The sequence below is a fragment of the Stenotrophomonas maltophilia group sp. RNC7 genome, assembly GCF_030910085.1.
GTDB lineage: Bacteria > Pseudomonadota > Gammaproteobacteria > Xanthomonadales > Xanthomonadaceae > Stenotrophomonas > Stenotrophomonas sepilia.
Genome location: NZ_JAVFVN010000198.1, coordinates 1 through 1,157, shown reverse-complemented (window position 1 = coordinate 1,157; position 1,157 = coordinate 1). Strand labels below are relative to the sequence as shown.

The 1,157-nt window shown below is 33.4% G+C and carries 1 protein-coding gene; it reads right to left on the bottom strand.

Annotated features, from left to right (window positions below; translation table 11 throughout):
- Positions 1 to 1,018 (bottom strand): recombinase family protein (locus RCF13_RS02770; RefSeq protein ID WP_308140819.1); only part of this gene is annotated, 1,018 nt, incomplete at its 3' end.
- Between the last annotated feature and the right edge of the window lie 139 nt (positions 1,019 to 1,157).

Here is a 1,157-nt window from a genome sequence, read left to right as displayed (position 1 = left end):
AACGATATATGAAATATTTTTGTTGTTCTCCGGTTATTTTATCTTTTCGACCACTGTAAAAAGTGCCCTCCCAGGTTCTGCCACATTGGCATTTTATAAGTCCTTTCAATAAATATTGATTTTTGGTATTCCCCGAATTTTTTGTATTATTATTTCGTTGTTTTTGTGCTAAGTTAAATAATGTTTCATCAACAATTCTAGGTACATCAATTGTAATCCAATCTTCTTTCTCACGTATTGTGTATGTTTTTTTAGGATTACCAGTTTCGGTTTTTTCACCTTTTATCTTTTGAGTTTTTCTTTTGTTATAAGTATATTTGCCGATGTAAATCTCACTAGTTAAAATACGACGAATACTTGAAGCGTTCCATTCTTTTTTTTCTTTTCGTTTTGGCACAACACCTAATCGGTAAAGTTTTTCTCCAATTTGTCGTAACGTTAATTGATTGTAAACATACCAGTGATATATTTGTTTAACGATATCAGCTTCTTTTTTATGAATTACAAGTTGATTATTGACTAGTTCGTAACCAAATGGTGGGACACGCATTGGCATAACTTTTTTTCCTTTTTCAACAGCTTTTAATCGACCACGGACAGTTCTTTTCCTTATCAACCCTAATTCATATGTGGCAATTGAGCTCATTACATTGAAAAAAAGCCAGCCCTCAGGTGTATTTTGAAATTCTGTATCAACAAATATAATTTCGACACCGTATTTTTCGAATTCACGGCAGACAGTTAACTTATCTATTAGTTCACGACTAAGCCGATCAGGATGTTGAATAATAATTTTTGAAATTTCACCTTTCTTAATATCTTCTCTTAGTCGAGTCATTTCAGGACGGATATCAATATCTTCACCAGAAGCGCCAGCTTCCTTGTAAAGGAGGATGTGTGAATCGAGATAGCCAATTTCCTTTGCTTTGTTTTTACATAAAGTTATTTGTGAGTCCAAACTAGTTCCTTTTAATGCTTGTGAAGTGGTCGATACCCGAACGTAAATGGCTACATGCATTGCAGTCTCATCTCCCTGTTGTATTTTCAGTAACTTTTTTTATTAGTAAATCCATAATATACTGTTTGATTTTCATAGCCTCTTCTGGAAGGTGGGCTGTTTGGTCTTGAGGTACGTATACAAAAGTAGTTTTTTTCTT